General features: G+C 51.7%; 22 protein-coding genes and 1 riboswitch. Of the genes, 12 read left to right on the top strand and 10 right to left on the bottom strand.

All coding sequences use genetic code 11. The annotated features are described in order from the left end of the window. Positions 1-101 precede the first annotated feature (101 nt). Positions 102-926 carry a glyoxylate bypass operon transcriptional repressor IclR gene (gene iclR / locus HGD79_RS14245; protein WP_000226406.1) on the bottom strand — a complete coding sequence of 275 codons (825 nt, stop codon included), beginning with the start codon at positions 924-926 and terminating at the stop codon, positions 102-104. Between the two features lie 199 nt (positions 927-1,125). Between iclR and metH the strand changes: the two genes are divergently transcribed. Both metH and HGD79_RS14235 read left to right on the top strand, forming a co-directional pair. Continuing rightward, the gene (gene metH, locus HGD79_RS14240) at positions 1,126-4,809 is read left to right on the top strand and encodes a methionine synthase (protein WP_000096011.1); all 3,684 of its coding nucleotides are present in this window, start codon (positions 1,126-1,128) and stop codon (positions 4,807-4,809) included. A 219-nt stretch (positions 4,810-5,028) separates the two neighbouring features. Beyond that, complete coding sequence (locus HGD79_RS14235) at positions 5,029-6,660, top strand: Na/Pi cotransporter family protein (protein WP_000956830.1); 1,632 nt, start codon at positions 5,029-5,031, stop codon at positions 6,658-6,660. Between the two features lie 90 nt (positions 6,661-6,750). Here the strand turns inward: HGD79_RS14235 and pepE are convergent, their stop codons facing one another. Then, entirely contained in the window at positions 6,751-7,440 is a 690-nt protein-coding gene (pepE, locus tag HGD79_RS14230; protein ID WP_000421763.1) for a dipeptidase PepE, read from the bottom strand. Between the two features lie 211 nt (positions 7,441-7,651). Here pepE and rluF point away from each other — a divergent pair, with 211 nt between their 5' ends. After that, a complete protein-coding gene (rluF, locus tag HGD79_RS14225) occupies positions 7,652-8,524 on the top strand; it encodes a 23S rRNA pseudouridine(2604) synthase RluF (protein WP_000936369.1) in 873 nt (290 codons plus the stop codon). On the opposite strand, the gene HGD79_RS14220 is transcribed toward rluF, so the two are convergent. Next, a complete protein-coding gene (locus HGD79_RS14220) occupies positions 8,525-8,797 on the bottom strand; it encodes a DUF3811 domain-containing protein (protein WP_001207625.1) in 273 nt (90 codons plus the stop codon). A 528-nt stretch (positions 8,798-9,325) separates the two neighbouring features. On the opposite strand from HGD79_RS14220, the gene HGD79_RS14215 reads away from it, so the two are divergent. Both HGD79_RS14215 and HGD79_RS14210 read left to right on the top strand, forming a co-directional pair. Beyond that, positions 9,326-10,453: a slipin family protein gene (locus HGD79_RS14215; RefSeq protein ID WP_000592024.1), complete on the top strand. Its 1,128-nt coding sequence runs from the start codon at positions 9,326-9,328 to the stop codon at positions 10,451-10,453. A 5-nt stretch (positions 10,454-10,458) separates the two neighbouring features. Next, entirely contained in the window at positions 10,459-11,250 is a 792-nt protein-coding gene (locus tag HGD79_RS14210) for a nucleotidyltransferase domain-containing protein (protein ID WP_001130548.1), read from the top strand. Positions 11,251-11,285: 35 nt separating this feature from the next. Here HGD79_RS14210 and HGD79_RS14205 read toward each other — a convergent pair whose 3' ends face one another. Both HGD79_RS14205 and lysC read right to left on the bottom strand, forming a co-directional pair. Then, complete coding sequence (locus HGD79_RS14205; RefSeq protein ID WP_000212687.1) at positions 11,286-12,212, bottom strand: zeta toxin family protein; 927 nt, start codon at positions 12,210-12,212, stop codon at positions 11,286-11,288. A 144-nt stretch (positions 12,213-12,356) separates the two neighbouring features. Further along, positions 12,357-13,706: a lysine-sensitive aspartokinase 3 gene (gene lysC / locus HGD79_RS14200; RefSeq protein ID WP_001290316.1), complete on the bottom strand. Its 1,350-nt coding sequence runs from the start codon at positions 13,704-13,706 to the stop codon at positions 12,357-12,359. Between the two features lie 91 nt (positions 13,707-13,797). Beyond that, positions 13,798-13,994: riboswitch (Lysine riboswitch) on the bottom strand. Between the two features lie 236 nt (positions 13,995-14,230). Between lysC and pgi the strand changes: the two genes are divergently transcribed. The 5 genes from pgi (at position 14,231) to HGD79_RS14175 (ending at position 20,059) form a co-directional block, all read left to right on the top strand. After that, positions 14,231-15,880: a glucose-6-phosphate isomerase gene (pgi, locus tag HGD79_RS14195; RefSeq protein WP_000789987.1), complete on the top strand. Its 1,650-nt coding sequence runs from the start codon at positions 14,231-14,233 to the stop codon at positions 15,878-15,880. Between the two features lie 354 nt (positions 15,881-16,234). Beyond that, entirely contained in the window at positions 16,235-16,477 is a 243-nt protein-coding gene (gene yjbE / locus HGD79_RS14190) for an exopolysaccharide production protein YjbE (protein ID WP_000757323.1), read from the top strand. 113 nt (positions 16,478-16,590) lie between these two features. Beyond that, complete coding sequence (locus HGD79_RS14185) at positions 16,591-17,229, top strand: YjbF family lipoprotein (RefSeq protein ID WP_001296632.1); 639 nt, start codon at positions 16,591-16,593, stop codon at positions 17,227-17,229. After that, on the top strand, positions 17,226-17,963 hold the full coding sequence (locus tag HGD79_RS14180) for a capsule biosynthesis GfcC family protein (RefSeq protein ID WP_000595541.1): 738 nt from the start codon (positions 17,226-17,228) through the stop codon (positions 17,961-17,963). Before HGD79_RS14185 ends, HGD79_RS14180 begins: the two co-directional genes overlap by 4 nt. Further along, positions 17,963-20,059, top strand: coding sequence for a YjbH domain-containing protein (locus tag HGD79_RS14175; protein WP_000745749.1), 2,097 nt, complete (start codon positions 17,963-17,965; stop codon positions 20,057-20,059). Before HGD79_RS14180 ends, HGD79_RS14175 begins: the two co-directional genes overlap by 1 nt. 46 nt (positions 20,060-20,105) lie before the next feature. Here the strand turns inward: HGD79_RS14175 and HGD79_RS14170 are convergent, their stop codons facing one another. After that, positions 20,106-20,384, bottom strand: a complete 279-nt coding sequence (locus tag HGD79_RS14170; protein ID WP_001295279.1) for a periplasmic protein — start codon at positions 20,382-20,384, stop codon at positions 20,106-20,108. Positions 20,385-20,399: 15 nt separating this feature from the next. Between HGD79_RS14170 and HGD79_RS26885 the strand changes: the two genes are divergently transcribed. Beyond that, entirely contained in the window at positions 20,400-20,528 is a 129-nt protein-coding gene (locus tag HGD79_RS26885; protein ID WP_001298876.1) for a hypothetical protein, read from the top strand. A gap of 125 nt (positions 20,529-20,653) precedes the next feature. Then, the gene (gene psiE / locus HGD79_RS14165) at positions 20,654-21,064 is read left to right on the top strand and encodes a phosphate-starvation-inducible protein PsiE (RefSeq protein ID WP_000202902.1); all 411 of its coding nucleotides are present in this window, start codon (positions 20,654-20,656) and stop codon (positions 21,062-21,064) included. Positions 21,065-21,107: 43 nt separating this feature from the next. Here the strand turns inward: psiE and xylE are convergent, their stop codons facing one another. From xylE to malE, 4 genes are all read right to left on the bottom strand, one after another. Further along, positions 21,108-22,583, bottom strand: coding sequence for a D-xylose transporter XylE (gene xylE, locus HGD79_RS14160; protein ID WP_001097253.1), 1,476 nt, complete (start codon positions 22,581-22,583; stop codon positions 21,108-21,110). A gap of 371 nt (positions 22,584-22,954) precedes the next feature. Then, positions 22,955-23,845, bottom strand: a complete 891-nt coding sequence (gene malG / locus HGD79_RS14155; protein WP_001252058.1) for a maltose ABC transporter permease MalG — start codon at positions 23,843-23,845, stop codon at positions 22,955-22,957. 14 nt (positions 23,846-23,859) lie between these two features. Continuing rightward, on the bottom strand, positions 23,860-25,404 hold the full coding sequence (gene malF / locus HGD79_RS14150) for a maltose ABC transporter permease MalF (protein WP_001297290.1): 1,545 nt from the start codon (positions 25,402-25,404) through the stop codon (positions 23,860-23,862). Between the two features lie 153 nt (positions 25,405-25,557). Next, complete coding sequence (gene malE / locus HGD79_RS14145) at positions 25,558-26,748, bottom strand: maltose/maltodextrin ABC transporter substrate-binding protein MalE (RefSeq protein ID WP_000695387.1); 1,191 nt, start codon at positions 26,746-26,748, stop codon at positions 25,558-25,560. Positions 26,749-26,952 lie beyond the last annotated feature (204 nt).

The raw sequence follows: 26,952 nt of genomic DNA, 5'->3' as shown, positions 1-26,952 counted from the left end.
GACATTAAGTTATTTTGGCGTCAATGCGATTAACAGACACCCTTATTCTATTGCCACTCAGGTATGATGGGCAGAATATTGCCTCTGCCCGCCAGAAAAAGTCAGCGCATTCCACCGTACGCCAGCGTCACTTCCTTCGCCGCTTTAATCACCATCGCGCCAAACTCGGTCACGCTGTCATCGGTAATGCGTGAAATCGGTCCGGAAATTGAAATTGCGGCAAACGGTTCGCGGTGCTCATCGAAAATACACGCTGCAAGGCAACGTAGCCCCAGTGCATGTTCCTCATCGTCAAATGAATAACCCCGTTTGCGCGTTTGGGCGAGATCTTCTTTTAAATGTACAGGAGACACCAGCGTTGCGTGGGTATAGGCATGTAACCCTTTGCGGTGCAGCAGCTTCGTCACCTGTTCTTCGCTCAGTTGGGCTAAAAAGGCTTTACCCGCACCGGAAGCGTGCATCGGCAATTTACCGCCGATAGGCGCGGACATTCGCATCAGATGCGTACACTGTACCTGGTCGATAATAATCGCTTCGTGATCGCTTTGATCAAGCACCGCCATATTGACCGTTTCGCCAGACTCTTCCATTAAATTGCGCAGGATAGGGTGAACAATCGCTAACAAATTACGGCTCTGGAGAAAGCTGCTGCCGACCATAAAGGCATGTGCGCCGATTGCCCAATGTCCCAGTTCGCCGACCTGACGCACGAAACCCTGCTGTTGCATCGTGGTTAGCAGGCGGTGGGTCGTGGAATTGGGTAACCCGGCTTGTTGCGCCAGCTCTGTGAGTGCCACACTGCCATTGGATTCGGCAATCCACTCCAGTAATTTCAGGCCACGCGTTAAAGACTGAACCTGTCCAGTCGCTGGTGCGGTGGCAACGGCGGGTTTTCTGCCGCGTTTCGCGGGAATGGGTGCGACCATGACAGCCTCCTTTTTCTGTATCGTGGAAATCATTTTCATTTTTATTGTTAGCTAATGCAATAGTTGCTGAACTGATCCGATGAGTTAATGTTGAACAAATCTCATGTTGCGTGGTGGTCGCTTTTACCACAGATGCGTTTATGCCAGTATGGTTTGTTGAATTTTTATTAAATCTGGGTTGAGCGTGTCGGGAGCAAGTGTGAGCAGCAAAGTGGAACAACTGCGTGCGCAGTTAAATGAACGTATTCTGGTGCTGGACGGCGGTATGGGCACCATGATCCAGAGCTATCGACTGAACGAAGCCGATTTTCGTGGTGAACGCTTTGCCGACTGGCCATGCGATCTCAAAGGCAACAACGACCTGCTGGTGCTCAGCAAACCGGAAGTGATCGCCGCTATCCACAACGCCTACTTTGAAGCGGGCGCGGATATCATCGAAACCAACACCTTCAACTCCACGACCATTGCGATGGCGGATTACCAGATGGAATCCCTGTCGGCGGAAATCAACTTTGCGGCGGCGAAACTGGCGCGAGCTTGTGCTGATGAGTGGACCGCGCGCACGCCGGAGAAACCGCGCTACGTTGCCGGTGTTCTCGGCCCGACCAACCGCACGGCGTCTATTTCTCCGGACGTAAATGATCCGGCATTTCGTAATATCACTTTTGACGGGCTGGTGGCGGCTTATCGAGAGTCCACCAAAGCGCTGGTGGAAGGTGGCGCGGATCTGATCCTGATTGAAACCGTTTTCGACACCCTTAACGCCAAAGCGGCGGTTTTTGCGGTGAAAACGGAGTTTGAAGCGCTGGGCGTTGAGCTGCCGATTATGATCTCCGGCACCATCACCGACGCCTCCGGGCGCACGCTCTCCGGGCAGACCACCGAAGCATTTTACAACTCATTGCGCCACGCCGAAGCTCTGACCTTTGGCCTGAACTGTGCGCTGGGGCCCGATGAACTGCGCCAGTACGTGCAGGAGCTGTCACGGATTGCGGAATGCTACGTCACCGCGCACCCGAACGCCGGGCTACCCAACGCCTTTGGTGAGTACGATCTCGACGCCGACACGATGGCAAAACAGATACGTGAATGGGCGCAAGCGGGTTTTCTCAATATCGTCGGCGGCTGCTGTGGCACCACGCCACAACATATTGCAGCGATGAGTCGTGCAGTAGAAGGATTAGCGCCGCGCAAACTGCCGGAAATCCCCGTAGCCTGCCGTTTGTCCGGCCTGGAGCCGCTGAACATTGGCGAAGATAGCCTGTTTGTGAACGTGGGTGAACGCACCAACGTCACCGGTTCCGCTAAGTTCAAGCGCCTGATCAAAGAAGAGAAATACAGCGAGGCACTGGATGTGGCCCGCCAGCAGGTGGAAAACGGTGCGCAGATTATCGATATCAACATGGATGAAGGGATGCTCGACGCCGAAGCGGCGATGGTGCGTTTTCTCAATCTGATTGCCGGTGAACCGGATATCGCTCGCGTGCCGATTATGATCGACTCCTCAAAATGGGATGTCATTGAAAAAGGTCTGAAGTGTATCCAGGGCAAAGGCATTGTTAACTCTATCTCGATGAAAGAGGGCGTCGACGCCTTTATCCATCACGCGAAGCTCTTGCGTCGTTACGGTGCGGCAGTGGTGGTAATGGCCTTTGACGAACAGGGACAGGCCGATACCCGCGCACGGAAAATCGAGATTTGCCGTCGGGCGTACAAAATCCTCACCGAAGAGGTTGGCTTCCCGCCAGAAGATATCATCTTCGACCCGAACATCTTCGCGGTCGCAACCGGCATTGAAGAGCACAACAACTACGCGCAGGACTTTATCGGCGCGTGTGAAGATATCAAACGCGAACTGCCGCACGCGCTGATTTCCGGCGGTGTATCTAACGTTTCTTTCTCATTCCGTGGCAACGATCCGGTGCGCGAAGCCATTCACGCGGTGTTCCTCTACTACGCTATTCGCAATGGCATGGATATGGGGATCGTCAACGCCGGGCAACTGGCGATTTACGACGACCTACCCGCTGAACTGCGCGACGCGGTGGAAGATGTGATTCTTAACCGTCGCGACGATGGCACTGAGCGTTTACTGGAGCTTGCCGAGAAATATCGCGGCAGCAAAACCGACGACACCGCTAACGCCCAGCAGGCGGAGTGGCGCTCGTGGGAAGTGAATAAACGTCTGGAATACTCGCTGGTTAAAGGCATTACCGAGTTTATCGAGCAGGATACCGAAGAAGCCCGCCAGCAGGCTACGCGCCCGATTGAAGTGATTGAAGGCCCGCTGATGGACGGTATGAACGTGGTCGGCGATCTGTTTGGCGAAGGGAAAATGTTCCTGCCACAGGTGGTCAAATCGGCGCGCGTCATGAAACAGGCAGTGGCGTATCTCGAACCGTTTATTGAAGCCAGCAAAGAGCAGGGTAAAACCAACGGCAAGATGGTGATCGCCACCGTGAAAGGCGATGTCCACGACATCGGTAAAAATATCGTTGGCGTGGTGCTGCAATGTAACAACTACGAAATTGTCGATCTCGGCGTTATGGTGCCTGCGGAAAAAATTCTCCGTACCGCTAAAGAAGTGAATGCTGATCTGATTGGACTTTCGGGGCTTATCACGCCGTCGCTGGACGAGATGGTTAACGTGGCGAAAGAGATGGAGCGTCAGGGCTTCACCATCCCGCTATTGATTGGCGGCGCGACGACCTCAAAAGCGCACACGGCGGTGAAAATTGAGCAGAACTACAGCGGCCCGACGGTGTATGTACAGAACGCATCGCGCACCGTTGGTGTGGTGGCGGCGCTGCTTTCCGATACTCAGCGTGATGATTTTGTCGCTCGTACCCGCAAGGAGTACGAAACCGTACGTATTCAGCACGGGCGTAAGAAACCGCGCACACCACCGGTCACGCTGGAAGCGGCGCGCGATAACGATTTCGCTTTTGACTGGCAGGCTTACACGCCGCCGGTGGCGCACCGTCTCGGCGTGCAGGAAGTTGAAGCCAGCATCGAAACTCTGCGTAATTACATCGACTGGACACCGTTCTTTATGACCTGGTCGCTGGCCGGGAAGTATCCGCGCATTCTGGAAGATGAAGTGGTGGGCGTTGAGGCGCAGCGGCTGTTTAAAGACGCCAACGACATGCTGGATAAATTAAGCGCCGAGAAAACGCTGAATCCGCGTGGCGTGGTGGGCCTGTTCCCGGCAAACCGTGTGGGCGATGACATTGAAATCTACCGTGACGAAACGCGCACCCATGTGATCAACGTCAGCCACCATCTGCGTCAACAGACCGAAAAAACGGGATTCGCTAACTACTGTCTCGCTGACTTCGTTGCGCCGAAGCTTTCTGGTAAAGCAGATTACATCGGCGCATTTGCCGTGACTGGCGGGCTGGAAGAGGACGCACTGGCTGATGCCTTTGAAGCGCAGCACGATGATTACAACAAAATCATGGTGAAAGCGCTTGCCGACCGTTTAGCCGAAGCCTTTGCGGAGTATCTCCATGAGCGTGTGCGTAAAGTCTACTGGGGCTATGCGCCGAACGAGAACCTCAGCAACGAAGAACTGATCCGCGAAAACTACCAGGGCATCCGTCCGGCACCGGGCTATCCGGCCTGCCCGGAACATACGGAAAAAGCCACCATCTGGGAGCTGCTGGAAGTGGAAAAACACACTGGCATGAAACTCACAGAATCTTTCGCCATGTGGCCCGGTGCATCGGTTTCGGGTTGGTACTTCAGCCACCCGGACAGCAAGTACTACGCTGTAGCACAAATTCAGCGCGATCAGGTTGAAGATTATGCCCGCCGTAAAGGTATGAGCGTTACCGAAGTTGAGCGCTGGCTGGCACCGAATCTGGGGTATGACGCGGACTGATTCACAAATCTGTCACTTTTCCTTACAACAAACAGGGCGCTCAATGAGTGCCCTGTCTCTTTATTAATATGAAACACTTATACTGGAATCAGGCTGGAATAATCTTAGCCGGAAAAACGAAGGTCAAAAGGCACAGTAAAGATGCCAGTCAGCGTGTTTCCGGTCCTTTGGTCATTCAATTGCTTCAGGAACATATAACGATAAGGAGAACCTGAACTCGTGTTAACGCTGCTTCACCTGCTTTCTGCCGTCGCCCTGCTGGTCTGGGGGACTCATATTGTTCGAACCGGCGTAATGCGCGTCTTCGGCGCGCGTTTGCGTACTGTCCTTAGCCGGAGCGTCGAAAAAAAGCCGCTCGCCTTTTGCGCGGGGATCGGCGTTACCGCACTGGTACAGAGCAGTAATGCCACCACCATGCTGGTGACCTCGTTTGTCGCTCAGGATCTGGTAGCCCTCGCACCGGCTCTGGTCATTGTGCTGGGTGCAGATGTCGGGACGGCGCTAATGGCGCGTATTCTCACCTTCGACTTATCCTGGCTGTCACCGTTACTTATTTTTATCGGCGTGATTTTTTTCCTCGGACGCAAACAGTCACGCGCCGGGCAACTGGGCCGCGTCGGTATTGGTCTTGGGCTGATTTTGCTGGCGCTGGAGTTGATTGTGCAGGCCGTAACGCCGATCACCCAGGCAAACGGCGTTCAGGTGATCTTTGCCTCGCTGACCGGCGATATTCTGCTGGATGCGCTGATTGGCGCGATGTTCGCCATTATCAGCTACTCCAGCCTTGCTGCTGTACTGCTGACCGCGACTCTGACCGCCGCAGGCATTATCTCCTTCCCCGTGGCGCTCTGTCTGGTGATTGGTGCTAACCTCGGTTCCGGTCTGCTGGCGATGCTCAACAACAGTGCCGCCAATGCCGCAGCCCGCCGTGTCGCGCTGGGTAGTCTGCTGTTTAAGCTGGTGGGTAGCCTGATTATCCTGCCGTTTGTCCATTTGCTGGCAGAGACAATGGGGAAGTTGTCATTGCCAAAAGCGGAACTGGTGATCTATTTCCACGTCTTCTACAACCTTGTACGTTGCCTGGTCATGCTGCCATTTGTTGACCCGATGGCACGGTTTTGCAAAACGATTATTCGCGATGAACCGGAACTGGATACCCAGCTACGGCCCAAACATCTGGATGTCAGCGCGCTGGATACGCCCACGCTTGCTCTGGCGAACGCCGCGCGCGAAACCCTGCGCATTGGCGACGCCATGGAACAGATGATGGAAGGGCTAAATAAAGTGATGCACGGCGAGCCACGGCAGGAGAAAGAGCTGCGTAAGCTGGCAGATGATATCAACGTTCTCTACACCGCCATTAAGCTGTATCTGGCGCGGATGCCAAAAGAAGAGTTGGCGGAGGAAGAGTCGCGCCGCTGGGCGGAGATCATCGAAATGTCGCTCAACCTTGAACAGGCCTCCGATATCGTCGAGCGCATGGGCAGCGAAATTGCCGATAAATCGCTGGCAGCACGGCGGGCATTTTCGCTTGATGGCTTGAAGGAACTGGATGCGCTCTATGAGCAATTGCTCAGTAATTTAAAACTGGCAATGTCGGTGTTCTTCTCTGGCGATGTCACCAGCGCTCGTCGTTTGCGCCGTAGTAAGCATCGCTTTCGCATTCTTAATCGCCGCTATTCCCACGCCCACGTCGATCGCCTGCATCAGCAAAACGTGCAGAGCATTGAAACCAGTTCGCTACATTTAGGCTTACTGGGAGATATGCAGCGCCTGAACTCGCTGTTTTGTTCGGTGGCTTACAGTGTGCTGGAACAGCCGGATGAAGATGAAGGACGGGACGAGTATTAATATTGTGAATCCTGTAGGCCTGATAAGACGCGTCAAGCGTCGCATCAGGCACTATGAACAAGATGCCGGATCATGCATCCGGCAATTTACTTAAAAACGGTGACCAGCTTCTAGCGGCACCGCTTCTTCACCAGCCTTAAACACATAAGTGGTGTTCGGGCCACCCAGCGTAGCGTGACCTTTACTCACTGTGATCCAGTTACCTTCCGGTAGACCAATAATCGTCAGTTCTGGCGCGACGACCAGCAGTTCGCGAATACGCTGCTCACGGGTTTCACCTTTATGGCCTTCCGGCAGCGCGTTGGTGAAGTGCGGGTTGATTTGCAACGGGAACAGATTTAGCGCATCGAAACCTTGCGGATCGACAATCGGCATATCGTTGGTGGTACGAATGGTTGGGCAAGCAAGGTTAGCGCCTGCGCTCCAGCCAATATACAGAGCGCCACGTTTAACCACGTCAGTAATTGGTGCCAGCAGCCCGCGCTCGCGGCACTGTTTCAGCAACTGGAAAGTATTCCCGCCGCCGACAATCACGATCTCAGCATTTTCAATCGCGGCAACGGGATCGACAACGCTATGAATACCGGTGACAGAAACACCCAGCGGAGCGAGAACCGCAGCCGTTTTCGCTGTGTAATCATCCCAGGTCTGCGTTACGCCAGCGAAAGGGATAAACACCGCTGAGCGGCGACCCTGCAACTGTTCAGCAATTAGCGGCAGTGCATGTTCCAGCCAGGCTTTACCCGGCAGCGTCGAGTTACTCAATAAAAGCAGTTCCATTACTTCTCCGGTTAGTAAGAAATCACGGGAGGCATGCTACCACTGCGAATTTAACCACTTACTGACATGGCTCACGATGTCGCACATTGCTTCTGGAAAGTGATTTGAGCAGGTAACGAATTCAAGCCAATGGAAATAACAAATAGTTCGCTCATGACTATTTTTTATCAACCCAAAGGTACGGTATATTCCGTTTTTTACAGGAGAATTTATGCTGCCCGACTCATCAGTCCGTTTAAATAAATACATCAGCGAAAGCGGAATTTGCTCACGCCGCGAAGCGGATCGCTATATCGAGCAAGGCAATGTGTTCCTTAATGGCAAGCGAGCCACCATTGGCGATCAGGTGAAACCCGGCGACGTTGTGAAAGTAAACGGTCAGTTGATTGAGCCTCGGGAAGCCGAAGATTTGGTACTTATCGCCCTGAACAAGCCCGTCGGTATTGTCAGCACCACCGAAGATGGCGAGCGCGATAACATTGTCGATTTCGTTAACCACAGCAAACGCGTGTTCCCGATTGGCCGCCTGGATAAAGACTCCCAGGGGCTGATTTTCCTCACCAATCACGGCGATCTGGTGAATAAGATCCTCCGTGCGGGTAACGATCATGAGAAAGAGTATCTGGTGACGGTCGATAAACCGATTACCGATGAATTTATTCGTGGTATGGGGGCGGGGGTGCCGATCCTCGGGACGGTGACGAAAAAGTGCAAAGTCAAAAAAGAAGCGCCGTTTGTCTTCCGCATTACCCTGGTGCAGGGGCTGAACCGTCAGATCCGGCGCATGTGCGAGCATTTCGGCTATGAAGTGAAAAAGCTGGAACGTACGCGCATTATGAACGTCAGCTTAAGCGGCATTCCGCTGGGTGAGTGGCGCGATTTAACTGACGATGAGTTAATCGACCTGTTTAAGCTCATCGAAAATTCCTCTTCCGAGGCAAAACCTAAAGTGAAGGCCAAACCGAAAACGGCGGGCATCAAACGCCCGTTGGTGAAGATGGAAAAAACATCAGAAAAAGGTGGCCGCCCGGCGTCAAATGGTAAACGTTTCACATCGCCGGGGCGTAAAAAGAAGGGGCGTTAATCAGCGCCTGCCGTGCGTTGGTGTATTAGCCGACCAGTTAAACGATGCTTCAGTATCTGGTTTATAAGCCTGCTTTTTCTTCAACTGGCGGGCTTTTTTTGCAGCTGCTTCACGCTCAACCATCAGCTTATCGATGTACTCTTTTTTAATGCTGTTGGTTTCGGAGTTGGTCAGTACGCGACCATGCGCAATCCGCGCGTGGTCCAGCAGCGTTTTTAGCTCGCGTTGCTCGCGCTCTGTCATCTCTTTTTGGGTAATACGCGGGAGTGCCATGATGTTGCCCTCAGTTAGCCGATGGATTCAGTGTACGGGAATTCATTTGCAAGCAGAACTGATAATATTCCTTTGTTCTCTTCTTAAATATTTATCTTTCTTGATAATTGACGATAAATACAGATACACATTTAGCGAAAAGTTTTCCCCCTACAAACAAAAGTAATTCACTAACTCTTTATTTTTCATTTGGTTAAGAATTTTTCTCAATTCTGGCACGCTTCTCGCAATAACACTTTTGCGTTGATACTGAATTTCAAAGGGGGTTAAACCCCGTCGGCACACCAGGAACGGTCAGGCTGTTTTCCGGGCGTGTTCCGTCAGCCTTTGACGCCAATTATGGGTTCGATTCCCACATTCATTCCTGAAATGAATACTGGTTGTAACTTATTAAATAAAAAATGAGGGATTGCGCAGTCAGCGATCCCCGATAACGTCGCCGATAAAGACGCCGGGTAACAGGCAAAAGGGAATTCCCCTGTCGCTTCGTGTCCGCTTCCGCGACGGCTGTTAAGCAAGGAATAGATAATGATTAAGAAAATAAGCGTAAGAAAAGATCAGCTGGCATTACTCTCCAGAAACGGCGATTACTACAAAGTGCTACATGCAGGCGAGCATATTTTACCCTGGTTTACTACCCCGGAAGTGTTGCTGATTACGCTGGATGGTAGCGAAGTGCCCGACGTGCTGGCGGATTATTTGCGCCGCTTTCAGCCTGATTGGGTGGAAAGATATTGCGTGGTGGCCGACTTGTCGGAGACTGAAGCCGGGGCGTTGTATATGGACGGTATTTTGCAGGAGATCCTGCCGCCATCAACGCGCCGTTTGTACTGGCGTGTAGAGGATGATTTGACACTGGTGCGGATGAATACGCAGCAAGTCCAGGTACAAACGGAGGTGATGAATGCGGTATTGCAACCACGGCGCAAAGGGGCAGTTAAAGGCCGCGATGCAATACTAACGGTGCAGGTTCCGGCCTGGCATGTAGGCGTGCTGAAAATCGATGGTGAAACGCAGGCGCTGTTACCGCCGGGGCTGACCGCATACTGGAAAATTAACCATCTGGTTGACGCTGAAGTGGTTGACACCCGCTTGCAGGTACTGGAAGTCAGCGGGCAAGAAATCTTAACGAAAGATAAGGTCAATCTGCGGATTAACCTCGCCGCTAACTGGCGCTACAGCGACGTGTTATTGGCATTTAGCCAGTTAACGAAGCCGATTGATCATTTGTATCGGGAATTACAATTTGCCCTGCGTGAAGCGGTAGGTACGCGTACGTTGGATGAATTGCTGGAAGATAAACAGGTCATTGATGACGTTGTCAGCGAACAGGTGAAATCGCGCATGTTGCCATTTGGTATGGAGATTGCCTCGTTAGGGGTGAAAGATATCGTCCTGCCTGGCGATATGAAAAATATCCTTGCGCAGCTGGTTGAGGCGGAGAAATCCGCGCAGGCCAATGTGATTCGCCGACGTGAAGAAACGGCAGCGACGCGTTCGTTACTCAATACCGCTAAAGTCATGGAAAACAACCCGGTAGCGTTACGCTTAAAAGAACTGGAAACGCTGGAGAGAGTGGCTGAACGGATCGATAACATCTCTGTATTTGGCGGTCTGGATCAGGTTCTGCATGGGTTGGTTAATATCAAAGGGTGAGTAACATGCCATTAAATGGAGTCAGTGCTGCGATGCGAGAAAGGGTATCGCAGCAGTTAAGAGAAATTGAACGGCGGTATGATGTGAAAGTACTGTACGCCTGTGAATCAGGGAGCCGCGGCTGGGGATTTGCCTCGCCCGACAGCGACTACGATGTACGGTTTTTGTATGTTCACCCGCTGGAATGGTATCTGCGAGTAGAGGCGCCGCGCGATGTTATTGAGTTGCCTATTGACGACGAGTTAGATGTTTCAGGCTGGGAGTGGCGCAAGGCGCTGGGATTATTGAAAGGTGCGAATCCGACGCTGATAGAATGGCTGGATTCTCCTGTGGTCTATCAACAAGATGAAGAAACGATAACGGCGCTTAAGGCAATGGTGCCGAAGTGGTTTTCTCCGCTGCGTGCGCGTTGGCATTATTATTCGATGGCGCGGAAAAACTTTCGCGGTTATTTACAAGGCGACGAAGTGCGGCTGAAAAAATACTTTTACGTGCTGCGTCCGCTGCTGGCCGTGCGTTGGGTTGAAGCGGGAAAAGGCGTACCGCCAATGCGCTTTGCTGAGCTACTGGCGGGAAGCGAACTTGATGCGCCGTTACGTGCAGAAATAGACGAATTACTGGAACGTAAACAGCGCGCAGGAGAAGCGGAATATGGTCCGCGCCGTCCATTGTTACATGCGTTTATTCGTGCGGAACTGGCGCGTGGGGAAATTCCACCGCTGTTACCGGATAGCAGAGAAGGGGACGTTAAGGAACTGGATAGCTTAATGTACCAGACGGTAATGCGCCGGGCGTGATGCCCGGCGTTATTTCACGCCATCAGCTCTTATTATTATTGTGTATTCCCGCTGATTTCATTCTGTATAAGCGTTGCAATATCGTCATTCGTTGCCGCTTGTGAACTAAATATCATCTTCTCACGCGAATACACCGCAAACTTATCTGCCAGGTTTGAAGCAAACACCTTGCGGGCATTTTCTGCCAGCAAACCGGTGACGATATCATGGTGGTTTTTATCCACTTTTCGGGCAATATTTCCCGCCTCTTTGTCCTTATTATACCGTTCATTGGTGCTTTCCCAGCTTAATGCCGCTGAGGTTGTTTTTATCATGACTTCTGTTTGGTAGCCTGCATCTTTGAGTTTTTTTAATGTTTGTAACGGCGTAGCGGCATTACGAAATGTTCCTTCGACAACAATGTTGAGTTTACTGACTATCGCTCTCTCAATTGCACGTTCGACCGTTTCGCCGGAAAATTTCGCTGTATGGGTAACAAAATCATCCCCATAATTTTGGTAGATATGATTAAAATCAGGGTGTAGAAATCGAAAATCATCACCGTTAATAATCATTATATTATCTTTTGTCTCTCTTTTGGCTAATTCAATCAGAGATGATTTACCTGCTCCGGGTTGCCCACCTAAAACAAAACCAATGGGATGCTGTTGCGGTGTGACTTCATGATTTGTCAGACGCTGCCAAATAGAATCAAAAGATGCTTTATTTTCTGAATGCGTAGTATTGTTGAATTCATGCTGATATTGAGTTCTTACCTGCTGAAGGAGAATCTTACCTTGTGTAAAATCAACAAGTTCAGCGGGGGTAGAATAAAGATAATCGCGATAGCTGACTAATCGCTTGAGAGCATCGCCTGAATCCTGATGCGACGAAACTGAGCAATTATCAATGATATTTGATAAAAACGCGATGCACTGACTGGCTCCGTTTAAAAGTGCATCTTTTTCCATTAAAGTAGCCATTAACACTCCTGTTAAATGATATTTTTCGGTGATTATAATACTGTTCTACAGGAGTGATTTTGCTTTTCAGATATTATTTAATCTATGTTTTCAGTGAGGATGGCGTATAACAATCGGTGAGCGTTATACGCCAGTAGGGAAATATTACTCAAACAAATTAAAATGCAGCTTCTGCACCACCTGCTCGGCATCTTCGCCGGGCACCAGGAAGCACAGGTTATGGCTGGATGCGCCGTAACAAATCATGCGAATGTTGAACGGTTCCAGTACGCCGAATACCTCTTTGCCAACGCCGCAGGCTTTTGACAGGTCATTGCCAATCAACGCGACCAGCGCCAGACCTTCTTCCACCTCCACCCGGCACAGTGCGGAAAGCTCCATCAGCAGAGATTGCGTCAGCAACGTATCGCCAGTGGAGGTTGAACCGGTGGTATCAAGGGTTAATGCCACGCTCACTTCTGACGTGGTGATTAAGTCTACCGAAATATTATGCCGCGCGAGGATGCCGAAAACTTCCGCGAGGAAGCCGCGAGAATGCAGCATATTCAGGCTGTGCAAAGTGAGCAGAGTCTGATTGCGACGAAGCGCCAGCGCGCGGAACAGCGGCGGATTTTCAGTTTTATTGCACACCAGCGTACCACCTGCGCGTGGGTCTTTGCTGGAGCCGACAAAGACCGGGATATCGCTGCGTACTGCGGGTAGCAACGTTGCCGGATGCAGTACTTTTGCACCAAAAGTTGCCATCTCTGCCGCTTCGGCAAACGCGATTTCATCAATGCGTTTTGCTGCGGAAACTACGCGTGGATCGGTGGTGTAGATGCCCGGGACGTCGGTCCAGATATCAACACGAGATGCGTGTAAAGCCTCCGCCAGCAAGGCTGCCGTATAATCGCTGCCTCCACGGCCAAGCGTCGTTGTACGACCTTTATTTTCGCTACCGATAAATCCCTGGGTGATCACTAAGCCGTCATTGAGGCGTGGGAGCAGCTGCAGCGCGGCCAGTTCCGCCAGCGCGGCTACATCTGGCTCTGCACGACCAAATCGGTCGTTGGTACGCATCACTTTACGTACATCAAACCACTGTGCCTGAACATCGCGTTCGCGCAGGATTTCGACAAACAGCAGGGTCGACATCAGCTCGCCGTGGCTGACCAGCTCATCTGTCAGCGCCGGAGACGTTGCCAGCGCCGCCGCTTCTGCCAGAACAGTAATGTTCTCCAGCAGACGTTCAATCTCTTCACGGATAACGTTCGGGTAACGCAGACGTTCCAGAATGGCAAACTGGATGTTGCGAATAGCGTCGAGTTTTTCGAATCGCTCGCCAGGTTCCAGCCCTTCCGCTAAAGCGACCAGCAGATTAGTGATACCAGCAGAAGCCGAGAGGACTACTAAACGCACGTTGGCATCAGAAAGCACAATATCAGCGCTGCGGTTCATGGCGTCAAAATCAGCTACGCTGGTACCGCCAAATTTGGAGACAACAATTTCAGACATAACTACCTCGTGTCAGGGGATCCATTTTCAGCCTTGGCACAAGGGAAGAGCGGAAGACGGGTGGGCGCAGAGCGATACTTCGCTACTATTTTCACCCAGAAGTGCTCCACCACTTGCGAAACGCCCGACTGCGAACGCTTCTGGTGACAACCCAGGGGATTCAGCCCCTGTAGCCGATGATGAACGTGGCCAGCCGTTCAATCACCTCGGCGATGCACCCCCTCAGGTGTTATCACAGGACTGGCTCCTCCAACACCGTTACTTGGGCAACGCGCCTCTTCTGGCCTGCGCTAGCGCAGGTAGTACATTTATAAATAAAGGGTGAGCGGGGCGGTTGTCAACGACGGGGTCATGCGGATTTTTCATCCACTCCTGGCGGTCAGTAGTTCAGCTAATAAATGCTTCACTGCGCTAAGGGTTTACACTCAACATTACGCTAACGGCACTAAAACCATCACATTTTTCTGTGACTGGCGCTACAATCTTCCAAAGTCACAATTCTCAAAATCAGAAGAGTATTGCTAATGAAAAACATCAATCCAACGCAGACCGCTGCCTGGCAGGCACTACAGAAACACTTCGATGAAATGAAAGACGTTACGATCGCCGATCTTTTTGCTAAAGACGGCGATCGTTTTTCTAAGTTCTCCGCAACATTCGACGATCAGATGCTGGTGGATTACTCCAAAAACCGCATCACTGAAGAGACGCTGGCGAAATTACAGGATCTGGCGAAAGAGTGCGATCTGGCGGGCGCGATTAAGTCGATGTTCTCTGGCGAGAAGATCAACCGCACTGAAAACCGCGCCGTGCTGCACGTAGCGCTGCGTAACCGTAGCAATACCCCGATTCTGGTTGATGGCAAAGACGTAATGCCGGAAGTCAACGCGGTGCTGGAGAAGATGAAAACCTTCTCGGAAGCGATTATCTCCGGTGAGTGGAAGGGGTATACCGGCAAAGCAATCACTGACGTAGTGAACATCGGGATCGGCGGTTCTGACCTCGGCCCGTACATGGTGACCGAAGCACTGCGTCCGTACAAAAACCACCTGAACATGCACTTTGTTTCTAACGTCGATGGGACTCACATCGCGGAAGTGCTGAAAAAAGTAAACCCGGAAACCACGCTGTTCCTGGTAGCATCTAAAACCTTCACCACTCAGGAAACCATGACCAACGCCCATAGCGCGCGTGACTGGTTCCTGAAAGCGGCAGGTGATGAAAAACACGTTGCGAAACACTTTGCGGCGCTCTCAACCAATGCCAAAGCCGTTGGCGAGTTTGGTATTGATACTGCCAACATGTTCGAGTTCTGGGACTGGGTCGGCGGCCGTTACTCTTTGTGGTCAGCGATTGGCCTGTCGATTGTTCTCTCCATCGGCTTTGATAACTTCGTTGAACTGCTTTCTGGCGCACACGCGATGGACAAGCATTTCTCCACCACGCCTGCCGAGAAAAACCTGCCTGTACTGCTGGCGCTGATTGGCATCTGGTACAACAATTTCTTTGGTGCGGAAACTGAGGCGATTCTGCCGTATGACCAGTATATGCACCGTTTCGCGGCGTACTTCCAGCAGGGCAATATGGAGTCCAACGGTAAGTATGTTGACCGTAACGGTAACGTTGTGGATTACCAGACTGGCCCGATTATCTGGGGTGAACCAGGCACTAACGGTCAGCACGCGTTCTACCAGCTGATCCACCAGGGAACCAAAATGGTACCGTGCGATTTCATCGCTCCGGCTATCACCCATAACCCGCTCTCTGATCATCACCAGAAACTGCTGTCTAACTTCTTCGCCCAGACCGAAGCGCTGGCGTTTGGTAAATCCCGCGAAGTGGTTGAGCAGGAATATCGCGATCAGGGTAAAGATCCGGCAACGCTTGACTACGTGGTGCCGTTCAAAGTGTTCGAAGGTAACCGCCCGACCAACTCCATCCTGCTGCGCGAAATCACTCCGTTCAGCCTGGGGGCGTTGATTGCGCTGTATGAGCACAAAATCTTTACTCAGGGCGTGATTCTGAACATCTTCACCTTCGACCAGTGGGGCGTGGAGCTGGGTAAACAGCTGGCGAACCGTATTCTGCCAGAGCTGAAAGATGGCAAAGAAATCAGCAGCCACGATAGCTCGACCAATGGTCTGATTAACCGCTATAAAGCGTGGCGCGGTTAATTTAAAAACCTTAATAACAATGCCGACGTTATGTCGGCATTGTTTTATCAGATAAATCCCCTTGTCTGTGATTTAACGGAAATCATACCGTGAGGTTAATCCTAAAATAGATTTTTAATCGTGATTGATTTCGGAAAATACTCAGATTAATTACTTTTACTTTTATTTTAACATTATGATTTTTAATGTTATTTATATATAAGTTGTAGCTTATATTTGATATTCATTCCAATTATCCTAAAACCCCATCTCTAATTCCCCGCGCCGTAATTCGCATGCTTTAGTTGTGTATACTCGATCCCGCCCGAAATGTTTTTGGGTAAATCTCCATTCATTCAATGAAGGGAAATTGTTATGAAAAAAGTTCTGTATGGCATTTTTGCCATATCTGCGCTTGCGGCGACTTCTGCGGGGGCTGCACCTGTACAGGTGGGCGAAGCGGCAGGGTCGGCAGCAACGTCGGTTTCGGCGGGGAGTTCCTCCGCGACCAGCGTCAGCACCGTAAGCTCGGCGGTGGGTGTCGCGCTCGCGGCAACCGGTGGCGGTGATGGTTCTAATACCGGGACCACCACAACCACGACCACCAGTACCCAGTAATAAAGTATGTATCCCCAAAATAATTTGAGTCATTGCATCTGTGGCTTGAAGTATGAAGGGATTTACCATAACCACACTCCGGTGTGGTTATTCTGCCCCTCTGGAGAAGAGTCGTGAAGCGACCTGCACTCATTCTTATCTGCCTGCTATTACAGGCCTGTTCAGCCACGACTAAAGAGCTGGGCAATTCACTGTGGGACAGTCTGTTCGGCACGCCAGGCGTACAGCTGACGGACGATGATATTCAAAATATGCCCTACGCCAGCCAGTACATGCAGCTTAATGGCGGGCCGCAATTGTTTGTGGTGCTGGCCTTCGCTGAAGACGGACAACAAAAATGGGTCACTCAGGATCAAGCCACTCTTGTCACACAACATGGTCGTCTGGTGAAGACTTTGCTTGGCGGCGACAACCTGATTGAAGTGAATAACCTTGCCGCCGACCCGCTGATTAAACCCGCACAAATTGTTGATGGTGCAACATGGACGCGCACGATGGGCTGGACCGAGTACCAGCAGGTACGCTACGCCACCGCACGCTCAGTCTTCAAATGGGATGGCACCGATACCGTCAAGGTCGGCAGCGATGAAACCCCGGTTCGCGTGCTGGACGAAGAAGTCTCCACCGACCAGGCGCGCTGGCATAACCGCTACTGGATCGACAGCGAAGGGCAAATTCGCCAGTCGGAACAGTATCTCGGCGCGGATTATTTCCCGGTGAAAACCACTCTCATCAAGGCGGCAAAACAATGATTAAACAAACTATTGTCGCATTGATTTTGAGTGTGGGGGCGTCATCGGTCTTCGCGGCGGGAACCGTCAAGGTATTCAGCAATGGCAGCAGTGAGGCCAAAACGCTGACGGGCGCAGAGTATTTAATCGATCTGGTAGGCCAGCCGCGGCTGGCAAACAGTTGGTGGCCTGGTGCGGTGATTAGCGAAGAGCTGGCAACGGCGGCAGCATCGCGGCAGCAGCAGGCGTTGCTGACACGGCTGGCAGAACTGGCTGCAGATTCCAGCGCCGACGATGCCGCCGCGATTAACGCCTTACGCCAGCAAATTCAGGCGTTGAAAGTGACGGGCAGGCAAAAAATCAATCTTGATCCTGATATCGTCCGCGTTGCCGAACGCGGTAACCCACCGTTGCAGGGCAACTACACGCTGTGGGTCGGGCCACCACCGTCCACGGTCACGCTGTTCGGGCTTATCAGCCGTCCTGGCAAGCAGCCATTCACTCCAGGTCGCGACGTGGCGAGCTATCTCTCCGGGCAGAACCTGCTTAGCGGTGCGGATCGCAGCTACGCGTGGGTGGTTTACCCGGACGGACGCACGCAAAAAGCGCCGGTGGCTTACTGGAACAAGCGTCACGTAGAGCCGATGCCCGGCAGCATTATTTATGTTGGCCTCGCGGACTCCGTCTGGAGTGAGACGCCTGATGCCCTTAACGCCGACATTCTTCAGACTCTGACGCAGCGGATACCCCAATAATGAAAAAAAGACATCTGCTTAGCTTACTGGCGCTGGGCATTAGCACAGCTTGCTACGGCGAAACATATCCTGCGCCCATTGGTCCGTCGCAGTCGGATTTCGGTGGCGTAGGATTATTACAAACGCCCACCGCGCGCATGGCGCGGGAAGGGGAGTTGAGCCTGAACTATCGAGATAACGATCAGTACCGTTATTACTCAGCTTCAGTGCAACTCTTCCCGTGGCTGGAAACAACGCTGCGCTACACCGACGTGCGCACCCGGCAGTACAGCAGCGTCGAAGCGTTCTCTGGCGATCAAACGTATAAAGATAAAGCCTTCGATCTCAAACTGCGTTTGTGGGAAGAGAGTTACTGGCTGCCGCAAGTGGCGGTTGGTGCGCGGGATATCGGCGGTACGGGGCTGTTTGATGCGGAATATCTTGTTGCCAGCAAAGCCTGGGGGCCGTTCGATTTTACGCTCGGCCTGGGCTGGGGATATCTGGGCACCAGCGGTAATGTGAAAAATCCGCTCTGTTCAGCCAGTGATAAATATTGCTATCGCGATAACAGCTACAAACAGGCGGGATCTATCGACGGTAGCCAGATGTTCCACGGTCCTGCCTCACTGTTTGGCGGCGTGGAATACCAGACGCCCTGGCAACCGCTGCGCCTGAAACTGGAGTATGAAGGCAATAATTATCAGCAGGATTTTGCCGGGAAGCTGGAGCAAAAAAGTAAGTTTAACGTCGGTGCGATTTATCGCGTTACCGATTGGGCCGACGTTAACCTTAGCTATGAACGTGGCAACACCTTTATGTTTGGCGTCACGCTGCGCACCAACTTTAACGATCTGCGCCCGTCCTACATCGATAACGCCCGCCCGCAATATCAACCGCAGCCGCAGGATGCCATTTTGCAGCATTCGGTGGTGGCGAATCAGTTAACGCTGTTGAAATACAATGCCGGACTTGCCGATCCGCAGATCCAGGCGAAAGGCGATACGCTGTATGTTACCGGCGAGCAGGTGAAATATCGTGATTCGCGCGAAGGGATCATCCGTGCTAATCGGATCGTGATGAATGATCTGCCGGATGGGATCAAAACGATCCGCGTTACGGAAAATCGCCTTAACATGCCGCAGGTGACGACGGAAACCGATGTCGCCAGCCTGAAAAATCATCTCGCCGGAGAGCCGTTGGGCCACGAAACGACGCTGGCGCAAAAACGCGTCGAGCCAGTGGTTCCGCAGTCCACCGAGCAGGGCTGGTATATCGACAAATCACGCTTTGATTTCCATATCGATCCGGTGCTGAACCAGTCGGTCGGTGGCCCGGAAAACTTTTACATGTATCAGCTGGGCGTGATGGGAACGGCAGATTTGTGGCTGACGGACCATCTACTGACCACCGGCAGCCTGTTTGCAAATCTTGCCAACAACTACGACAAGTTTAACTACACCAATCCACCGCAGGACTCGCACTTACCGCGCGTTCGTACCCATGTGCGCGAGTATGTGCAGAACGATGTCTATGTGAATAACCTGCAAGCCAACTACTTCCAGCATCTGGGCAACGGCTTCTACGGTCAGGTCTACGGTGGTTATCTCGAAACCATGTTTGGCGGTGCGGGGGCAGAAGTGTTGTATCGCCCGCTGGACAGCAACTGGGCGTTTGGTCTGGATGCCAACTACGTTAAACAGCGCGACTGGCGTAGTGCAAAAGATATGATGAAATTCACCGACTACAGCGTGAAAACCGGACATCTGACCGCCTACTGGACGCCATCTTTCGCTCAGGATGTGTTAGTTAAAGCCAGCGTCGGGCAGTATCTGGCAGGGGATAAAGGCGGCACGCTGGAGATCGCCAAACGCTTTGATAGCGGCGTGGTGGTGGGTGGCTATGCCACGATCACTAATGTTTCAAAAGAGGAGTACGGCGAAGGGGACTTCACCAAAGGCGTGTATGTCTCGGTACCGTTGGATCTCTTCTCGTCTGGCCCGACACGCAGCCGTGCGGCGATTGGCTGGACGCCGCTGACGCGTGACGGTGGTCAGCAACTTGGGCGTAAGTTCCAGTTGTATGACATGACCAGCGACCGTAGCGTCAATTTCCGCTAAGTCATGGGAAAGGTGCCAGTTTTCGCAATCACTGGCACCCTCATTCTTAATGGCCTGTTGAGCCATCAGGAACGCAGTTCACCCCCGGTTTGCGATCTGGTGTGTAAAGGCGAAAACATTCTGTCTTCCTGTCCGTCGATATCGGTTGCAGATCTGGTTGCCTGAGCGACTGGGCCATCATTGGGCTGGAGACATTGCTTTGCGGTAGGTCGGCTTTATCAGCAGTACCGAGCGGACCAGCATAAGCAGGAAGAACAGAGACTGATAACATCAAAGCAGCAAAATAAGGCTTCATTTTTACCACCTTTATCAGGTTACGTTTCATTTGTTCCAGAGGAACATGGTCGATTTTTCGCGCATTGCTGGTGGCTGGGAATCACCTGAATGGGTGATTTTTGAATTACCGGCTTTGGTGCGGTTTGTCTTGCCGGATGCGCCGCCAGGCGCGGCTTATCCGGCCTACGGGTAGGTATATCCGGCTTTGGTGGAGGCGCGCTCCAAATCCAGGTTGAACAAAACATACACAAAAAATATAGATCTCCGTCACATTTTTGCGTTATACAGGAAGCTCGCCACTGTGAAGGAGGTACTGCTATGACGTCACTCTCTCGTCCGCGCGTGGAGTTTATCTCCACCATTTTGCAGACCGTACTCAATCTTGGCCTGTTGTGCCTCGGCCTGATTTTGGTTGTCTTCCTCGGCAAAGAAACGGTGCATCTGGCAGATGTGCTGTTCGCGCCAGAACAAACCAGCAAATATGAGCTGGTAGAAGGACTGGTGGTTTACTTTCTCTATTTCGAATTTATCGCGCTGATTGTGAAATACTTTCAGTCCGGTTTTCACTTCCCGCTACGTTACTTTGTCTATATTGGGATCACCGCCATTGTGCGCTTGATCATCGTCGATCATAAATCGCCACTGGATGTGTTGATCTACTCGGCTGCGATCCTGTTACTGGTGATCACTCTGTGGTTGTGTAATTCGAAACGGCTGAAGCGGGAGTAAAAAGACAGCACGCCGAACTGGCGCGGCGTGCTGGACAGGAAGATTACAGCGTAGCAGTTTGTTGTGTTTTCTTCGTTTCCGGTTCCCAGAGGGCTTCCAGCTCCTCAAGGGTTTTACCTTTGGTTTCCGGGACAAATTTCCACATAAATAGTGCTGCCAGAACGCCCATACACCCGTAAATCCAGTAGGAGAAACCGTTGTGGAAATGGGCCACCAGCCAGGAGTTTTTGTCCATCATCGGGAAGGTCCAGGAGACGAAGTAGTTCGCCAGCCACTGGGCCGCCACCGCGATTGCCAGCGCTTTACCACGAATGGCATTCGGGAAGATTTCCGACAGCAGAACCCAGCATACCGGACCCCAGGACATGGCAAAGGCGGCAACATAGAACAGCATCGACAGTAGCGCCACAATACCCGGTGCCTGAGTGTAAAACGCGGTACCGAGGCTAAACATACCGATTGCCATTCCGAGCGCGCCGATAATTTGCAGTGGCTTACGACCAAATTTATCCACCGTCATAATTGCCAGAACGGTGAAGGTGAGGTTGATAACTCCGACAATAATGGTCTGCAACAGCGCGATATCCGTGCTGGCCCCCAGCGTTTTGAACACTTCCGGCGCGTAGTACAACACCACATTGATGCCGACAAATTGCTGGAAGATGGAGAGCATAACGCCGATTACAATCACGCCCACGCCAAACATCAGCAGACGACCACCGGTTTTGCGGCCATGATCCAGGGAGTGTTTAATTTCCTGTACTGCCTGAGTTGCAAGCGTGTTGCCCATAATTTTGCGCAGGATACTTTCCGCCTGTTCTTGCTTGCCGCGTGACATCAGCCAGCGAGGACTTTCTGGCACGGTATACAGCAGCATTAAGAACAGCAGTGCAGGGATACATTCCGAGGCAAACATATAACGCCAGCCGTCAGTATTCAGCCAGCTGGCATCACCGGAACGGGCAATAAAATAGTTTACGCAGTAAACTAAAAGTTGCCCGAAAATAATCGCAAACTGGTTAAATGAAACCAGTTTCCCGCGAATATGAGCTGGAGCCAGTTCCGCAATATACATTGGTGAAAGCATTGAGGCTAAACCAACGCCAATACCGCCAATAATGCGATAAATAACAAATTCCGGGACATAACCTGCCAGATAAACAGGCACTGTGTTGTCCGGGTTTATAGAGGTAAAACCAAGTTCTGGCCAGGCAGAACCTACACCAGAAATAAAAAACAGGACAGCAGCAATCTTAAGTGAATCACGACGACCGAAGCGGTTACTGCAATAACCACCGAGGGCACCGCCGATGATGCAACCAATCAGAGCGCTGGCTACGCAAAACCCTAACAGGGAGTTGGCAGCGGATTCATTTAAGTTTTGTGGAGCAACAAAGACGGTATTGAGTGACTCAACAGTACCGGAAATAACGGCGGTGTCGTAGCCAAATAATAAACCACCTAATGTAGCGACTAAGGTAATCGAAAATATATAACTGGAATTATACTGGGTATTCATTCAGACCTGCCTTAGATCATTCTGATCTTTTATCAGTGCATTGATGTTGGAATTGTCAGGCAGTTAAGGCAATTATCATTTTTTACAATGCGTTTACGTAATGTCTTTTCTGTGATCTTAATTGTGATAATTATCCAAAATTGATAAAAACAATACTATTGCCGTGATTCAGAGCACGAAAGAGAATTATCGTAAGTGGGAAAACAAATAACGTAAAAATAATAAGTTCTATGATGGGAATATTAACCGGCGAACGATTCAGATTGCAGACGAAAGAAAAAAAGGCGCTCCGTGGAGCGCCGAATAATAGTCACAAGTTGGGATAACGTAAGTTGAGGGTGCAGCGGCATAACATTGGCAGAACAACATCTTTAACCTTTCACACCACCTGCCGTCAGGCCGTTGACCAGCCAGCGTTGAGCCAGCAAGAAGACGATGGTGATCGGTAATGCAGACATCACGGCAGCGGCGGCAAAGTCACCCCACAGGTAGTTTTGCGGGTTGAGGTATTGCTGCATCCCCACGGCCAGGGTGTAGCTATTTACGTCACGCAGTAACAGCGACGCGACCGGAACTTCAGTAATGGCAGCGATAAACGACAGGATGAACACCACCGCCAGAATCGGTACTGACAGCGGCAACAGGACAAGGCGGAAGGCCTGCCACGGTGTCGCACCATCCAGCGCCGCCGCTTCTTCCAGCGAACTGTCGATGGTTTCGAAATAGCCTTTGATGGTCCAGACATGCAGCGCAATCCCACCCAGATACGCGAAAATTACGCCGCCATGAGTATTCAGACCAATGAATGGAATGTACTCACCCAGACGATCAAACAACGCATACAACGCGACCAGTGAAAGTACTGCCGGGAACATCTGGAAAATCAGCATTCCTTTCAGCAGCGTCGCTTTGCCTGGAAAGCGCATACGGGCGAAAGCGTAGGCGCAGGTGGTGGAGAGCGCCACAATGCCAATCGCGGAAATCCCGGCGACCTTTACCGAGTTCCACAGCCACAGCAGTACCGGGAATGGCGGTGGCGTAATGCGACCATCAGCCTGTTCAACGCTAAAACCTAACGCCAGTTTCCAGTGATCCCAGGAGATTTGCTCCGGGATCAGGCTACCGGTCGCGAAGTTTCCCTGACGCAGCGAGATAGCGACGACCATCAGCAGCGGGAACATAATCGCCGCGATAAAAAGTAGCAGTAGCAGGTGAGTAATAAACAAACGTGCTTTTTGCGATTTCGGTTGGACCATTGCCATTTTTGTTATCTCCCTTAATCAAACTTCATTCGCGTGGCTTTCAGGTTCACTATCGCCAGCGCACCCACCAGCAGGAAGATCAGCGTGGCAATTGCTGCCGCCAGACCGAAGTCCTGACCCCCGCCGCCTTCAAAAGCGATACGGTAGGTGTAGTTAACAAGCAGGTCGGTATAACCGGCTGGCGTGGTCGTGCCAAGACGATCCGGGCCGCCGTTGGTTAACAGCTGAATCAGCACGAAGTTGTTAAAGTTAAAGGCGAAGCTGGCGATCATCAGCGGCGTCAGCGGTTTAATCAGCAGCGGCAGCGTAATCTTAAAGAAGTTCTGGAACGGACCTGCGCCATCCATTGCTGAGGCTTCATACAAATCGTCCGGAATCGCTTTCAGCAAGCCCATGCAGAGGATCATCATGTACGGATAACCCAGCCAGGTATTGACGATAATCAGCATCGTGCGGGCGGTGGTCGGATCGCTGAACCAGGCGGGCTTCACGCCAAACAGCGCGCTCAACATCATGTTGATTTCACCGAAGCTCTGGTTAAACAATCCTTTGAAAATCAAGATTGAAATGAACGATGGCACCGCGTAGGGCAGAATCAGCAGGACGCGATAGACCGCTTTGCCGCGCAACGCTTCCCACTGCACCAGACATGCCAGAACCATGCCGACCGCCACCGTTAAAAAGACAGTGATCAGCGAGAACACCACGGTCCAGACGAAAATGGCGAGGAACGGTTTCTGAATGCCTTCGTCGGTAAAGACGCGGGTAAAGTTTTTCCAGCCGGTGGTCACGGTGTAACCGGGGCTTAGCTTTTCATCACCCCAGTTGCCGTCGGCGGTAATGGACTGGTAAAAGCCAATTTGGTTATTCGGACGATATTTCACGCCGCTCTGATTATTCGTCAACGTGCCGTCACCGTCGAGTGTGTAGAGCGGCTGCGTGCCAGAAAACTGGCGCAGGGAGCTCATCATCACTTTGTTGCCATCCGGCAGAATGGCGGTAATGTCACTCAGCGCCTGACGATTCTGGGTAATCACGCGCAGATTCGCGCGTTCGCCTTCGGGCTGGGCGGTCGTTTCTTTCAGTTGCAGTTTTTGCTCGCCGCCAAATTTAAACGCGTCGGAGAGGTAATTTTTGCCGGTTTCGCCGTCGCTGAGCGCCAGTTGCCACTCATCGCCCGCCGGGTAAAGACCAAAGTTATAGGTTTTGCCTGCTTGCCAGGAGCGATCTAACAACACTTCCTGCGCACGTTCAAAAGTCAGCTGGTTAGTGCTGCTGTAGTTGGTGAAGGCAATGGCGATGGTGCAGACCAGAGGGAAGAGGACGAATAATCCCATTCCAGCCATTCCCGGGTAAACATAGCGCCAGGCGTAGGCTTTACGATTGGCGAAAATATACAGCCCCGCTGAACTCAATATCAGCGTGGTAATGGCGAACAGGTATTCCCCTTGTGCGTACATTAAAACAACAAGGTAACCCACCAGCAGGCCGAGCAGACCTAGCACTGACCATTTCAGCGCGTCGCTTTGCCACCAATGTTTCTTTTTAATGACATCCATGGGGTTCTTCCTCATTCCAGGACGGATAAGGCTTTCACGCCTTATCCGACAACAACTGCCTGATGCGACACTGATGCGTCTTATCAGGCCTACATGCGTTTCAGTTTTGTAGGCCGGACAAGGCGTTCACGCCGCATCCGGCATTTCACAGCATTACTTGGTGATACGAGTCTGCGCGTCTTTCAGGGCTTCATCGACAGTCTGACGACCGCTGGCGGCGTTGATCACCGCAGTACGCACGGCATACCAGAAAGCGGACATCTGCGGGATGTTCGGCATGATTTCACCTTTCTGGGCGTTTTCCATGGTGGCGGCAATACGTGGATCTTTCGCCAACTCTTCCTCGTAAGACTTCAGCGCCACTGCACCCAGCGGTTTGTCTTTATTGACCGCTTCCAGACCTTCGTCAGTCAGCAGATAGTTTTCGAGGAACTCTTTCGCCAGCTCTTTGTTCGGACTGGCGGCGTTAATACCGGCGCTCAGCACGCCAACGAACGGTTTAGATGGTTGACCCTTGAAGGTCGGCAGTACCGTTACACCATAATTCACTTTGCTGGTGTCGATGTTGGACCATGCCCACGGGCCGTTGATGGTCATCGCTGTTTCGCCTTTATTAAAGGCAGCTTCTGCGATGGAGTAATCGGTGTCTGCATTCATGTGTTTGTTTTTAATAAGGTCAACCAGGAAGGTCAGACCCGCTTTCGCGCCAGCGTTATCCACGCCCACGTCTTTAATATCGTACTTGCCGTTTTCATACTTGAACGCATAACCCCCGTCAGCAGCAATCAGCGGCCAGGTGAAGTACGGTTCTTGCAGGTTGAACATCAGCGCGCTCTTACCTTTCGCTTTCAGTTCTTTATCCAGCGCCGGGATCTCTTCCCAGGTTTTTGGTGGGTTCGGCAGCAGATCTTTGTTATAAATCAGCGATAACGCTTCAACAGCGATCGGGTAAGCAATCAGCTTGCCGTTGTAACGTACGGCATCCCAGGTAAACGGATACAGCTTGTCCTGGAACGCTTTGTCCGGGGTGATTTCAGCCAACAGGCCAGATTGAGCGTAGCCACCAAAGCGGTCGTGTGCCCAGAAGATAATGTCAGGGCCATCGCCAGTTGCCGCAACCTGAGGGAATTTCTCTTCCAGTTTATCCGGATGCTCAACGGTGACTTTAATTCCGGTATCTTTCTCGAATTTCTTACCGACTTCAGCGAGACCGTTATAGCCTTTATCGCCGTTAATCCAGATTACCAGTTTACCTTCTTCGATTTTGGCGAGAGCCGAGGCGGAAAACATCATCGTCGTTAATGCGGATAATGCGAGGATGCGTGCACCTGTTTTTATTTTCATAATCTATGGTCCTTGTTGGTGAAGTGCTCGTGAAAACACCTAAACGGACTCTAGTTTCTTTATACGGCAACCTCTTTCCATCCTCCTTGCCCCTACGCCCCACCGTTGCTTTGTGTGATCTCTGTTACAGAATTGGCGGTAATGTGGAGATGCGCACATAAAATCGCCACGATTTTTGCAAGCAACATCACGAAATTCCTTACA

It is taken from the genome of Escherichia sp. SCLE84, assembly GCF_012584495.1.
GTDB lineage: Bacteria > Pseudomonadota > Gammaproteobacteria > Enterobacterales > Enterobacteriaceae > ECMA0423.
Note: the sequence above shows the minus strand (reverse complement) of the source record. Positions and strands in the feature narration are given on the sequence as shown.